Source organism: Gammaproteobacteria bacterium, assembly GCA_013696315.1.
GTDB lineage: Bacteria > Pseudomonadota > Gammaproteobacteria > JACCYU01 > JACCYU01 > JACCYU01.
In genome coordinates, this window is the sequence record JACCYU010000129.1 from 1 (window position 1) to 3,319 (window position 3,319).

At 63.1% G+C, this 3,319-nt stretch carries 4 protein-coding genes; 3 read left to right on the forward strand and 1 reads right to left on the reverse strand.

From position 1 onward, the window contains the following. The 3 genes from H0V34_07915 to ppx all read left to right on the forward strand — a co-directional run. A partial coding sequence (locus tag H0V34_07915; GenBank protein MBA2491619.1) for a PAS domain-containing sensor histidine kinase occupies window positions 1-369 on the forward strand: 369 nt, incomplete at its 5' end. A 7-nt stretch (window positions 370-376) separates the two neighbouring features. After that, the gene (locus H0V34_07920; GenBank protein ID MBA2491620.1) at window positions 377-886 is read left to right on the forward strand and encodes a histidine phosphatase family protein; all 510 of its coding nucleotides are present in this window, start codon (window positions 377-379) and stop codon (window positions 884-886) included. A gap of 141 nt (window positions 887-1,027) precedes the next feature. Then, a complete protein-coding gene (gene ppx / locus H0V34_07925; GenBank protein MBA2491621.1) occupies window positions 1,028-2,530 on the forward strand; it encodes an exopolyphosphatase in 1,503 nt (500 codons plus the stop codon). Between the two features lie 23 nt (window positions 2,531-2,553). Here ppx and H0V34_07930 read toward each other — a convergent pair. Next, on the reverse strand, window positions 2,554-3,319 hold a 766-nt coding region (locus H0V34_07930), incomplete at its 5' end, for a ShlB/FhaC/HecB family hemolysin secretion/activation protein (GenBank protein MBA2491622.1).

The window sequence follows — 3,319 nt, forward strand, 5'->3', positions numbered from 1 at the left end:
GAGTTGTACAGCGCCTTTCTCAATCTCGTTAGCAACGCCATCCGCTATTCGCCAGCCGGTGGTGATATAGTCCTGCGCTGGTATGCGGATGCCGAGGGCGCCTATTTTGTCGTTCAGGATCATGGTATTGGCATCGAGCCGCAGCACATCCCGCGCATCACCGAGCGATTTTATCGCGTCGACAAGGACCGCTCGAGAATCAGCGGCGGTACCGGGCTGGGTCTCGCCATCGTCAAGCACGTGCTGCAACGGCATGGCGCGAAACTGCGGGTGGAGAGCATGCCTGGCAAGGGCAGCGTGTTCACCTGCGTATTTCCGCCCACGCGCATCGAACGACGCCCGTCCCAATCCACGGCCGTAGGCGCCTGAACGTGCGATGAGAATCCTGGTAGTGCGCCACGGCGACGCGGGCGATGCGCAAGCGTTTTCGCACAGCGGCCAGCCCGACCGCCTGCGTCCGCTCACCGCGCGCGACCGCCGACGCATGTGGGTCGCCGCGCGGGGCCTGCTGCGCGAGGTGCCGCGTATTGATCTGCTTGCGACCAGTCCCTACACGCGGGCCCTGCAGACCGCCGAGGTGCTTTCTAAAGTGTATGGCGACCTTGCCGCGCGGGAAATTCCGGAGCTCGAAGCGGGCGCCGCGCTGGCATCGCTCCTCGCATGGCTGTGCGTGAACGCCGCCCACGACTGTATTGCGCTGGTCGGTCACGCGCCGGATCTTGCGGAGCTGGTGACCTGCCTGGCTTGCGGGTCCGGCAGGTCGCCTGTGGTAAAGATCAAGAAGGGCGGCGCGTGCCTGCTGTCCATCGACGGCGCGCTGGCGCCTGGCGCGGGCGAGATCCGCTGGCTGCTGGATAACGGGCAGCTGGTCAGGCTTGGCAGCTGAACGACCAGACTTTGAGAATGAGCGCGGCCAGCCGCCGTTGATGAGGCGCATGCGGACCGCGGCGACTTTCGTTGCATTCGAGGCTGGTCGAGGTCAGGAGAACTGCTTATGCTATGCGATCCGACGTGCCCTTGAACCTCCATGCCCAGAATCAGCAAAGCGCCTGACACGGTAGCCGCCGTCGATCTCGGCTCCAACAGTTTTCACCTCATCGTCGTCCGCATCATAGACCACCGCATTCACGTGCTGGACCGGCTCAAGGAAATGGTGCGTTTCGGCGGCGGCCTGGACGCCGACGACAATATCACTGACGCGGCGCGCGAACGCGCGCTGGAGTGCCTCGGCCGCTTCGGCGAGCGCGTCGCCAGGATGCCGCGCGACAGCGTGCGCGTGGTTGGCACCAACACCTTGCGCAAGGCGCGTAACGCCAATGCCTTTCTGCGCGACGCTTATGCCGTGCTAGGTCATCCGATAGAAATCATCAGCGGCATCGAGGAAGCGCGGCTCATTTATCTGGGCGTTTCGCACAGCGTAGCCGACACCGGCGGTCGCCGGCTGGTGGCGGACATCGGCGGCGGCAGCACCGAACTGATCATCGGCCAGGGCTTCGAGCCGCTGCACATGGAAAGCCTGTACATGGGCTGTATCGGCATGACGCAGCAGTACTTCGCGGACCGCAAGCTCAACGAAGAGGTGTGGCGGCGCGCCACCATCGCTGCCCGCTTGGAAATGCGCCCCGTCGCGCACCACTACCGCCACGTCGGCTGGGAAACTTCGTTCGGCGCGTCCGGCACCATGCTGGCAGTGGCAAAGGTCGCGCGCGAGCTGGGATTATGCGCGGAAGGCATTTCGCTGGAGGCCTTGCGCGGCATCGTCAAGGCGGTGCTCGATACGGGTCATATCGACAAGCTGGATCTGCCGGGTCTGTCCAGGGACCGCGCGCCCGTGTTCGCGGGCGGCGTGGCGGTGCTGCAGGCGCTCATGGAAGGTCTCAAGATCGAACACATGAACGTATCCGATGGCGCGTTGCGCGAAGGGCTGGTTTACGATCTGCTGGGCCGCATCCGCCACGAGGATGTGCGCACGCGCACCATCGAGGGCATCGCCAGGCGTTTTCAGATCGACACCGAGCACACCCAGCGGGTGGAGGCGGCCGCGTTCGGCCTGTTCGAGCAGGTGGCGGAAGTCTGGCAACTTGACGGCAGCCACGCCGACAGCCTCGCCTGGGCCGCGCGACTGCACGAAATCGGGCTTGCAATCGCGCATGCCCAGTATCAAAAGCACGGTGCGTATCTCATGGAGAACGCCGACATGCACGGGTTCTCGCGCCAGGAACAGGAGATACTGGCGGTGCTGGTGCGCAGTCACCGGCGTCGTTTTTCCAGATCGATCTTCGCGCAGGTCGCCGACGACCAATGCGATCGGGTCATGCGCTTAGCCGTGTTGCTGCGCATGGCAGTGCTGCTGCATCGCACCCGCGCCGCGCGCAGCGACGTAGTCATTCACTCCGTGCGCGCGAAAAACTCAAAGCTGGAGATCGAATTTCAGCCCGGCATGCTGAACGAGCACCCGCTAATCAAGGCCGATCTGGAGAGCGAGCAGAAATTCTTAAGCGCCGGCGGCTTTGAGCTGACGTTCAAGTAAGGCATCGCGGCGCTAAACGCGACTTAGAATGCCTGCACTCGGAAGTGGATACCGGAGTCCTGCAGGTCTTCGTTCAGGGTATCGATCTCGCGCAGGCCGTAGCCCCAATAGATTTCCGCGTGCAGATTCGAGCTTGGATCCCATCTAAGCCCCAGACCAAGACTGGAGATGGTGTTGGGATCGGGCGTGGCAATATCCGTGTTCTCGGCCCAGCCGAAGTCGGCGAAAGGTGCGAGCTGAACGAATCCGTCTTCCACGGTGCGGCTTAACCGGGGGATGGGCAAGCGCAATACGGGGATACGGAATTCGGCCGAAGCCACCAAGCCATTGTCTCTGACCAGTTGATTCTCGCGATAGCCTCGTACCGTATATGCGCCGCCGACCGCGAATTGTTCCAGGGGCAGCAGCGGGTCTTCGGCAAGCTGCAAATCGGTTCTGAAAATAAATTGACTGCCGCTGTCGCCGAGGCGCCGGGCCAACTGGAACTGTCCCAGCCAGGCGAAAAACCGCCCGTCGTGGAGCGCGCCGCCGTTCATCGTAGCGCCCAGCGCATCGACGCCAAGGCTGAACGTGGAGCGCGCGGCGAGCACCTGCACCAGACTGCGATTGATCCAGCCTTGCGAGAGGCGCAGCACTGTAGCGGTGGCCTTGCCGTCTTGCGCGCCTAGCAGCCTGTCGGACTTTCGCAGGTTTATCCGACGTGGATTTGTACGAAGATAGCGGAGCCACAGTAGCGAGGGGAAGCGATGACACGATTTATCACGATTGACCGCGATACGGCGTATCTGC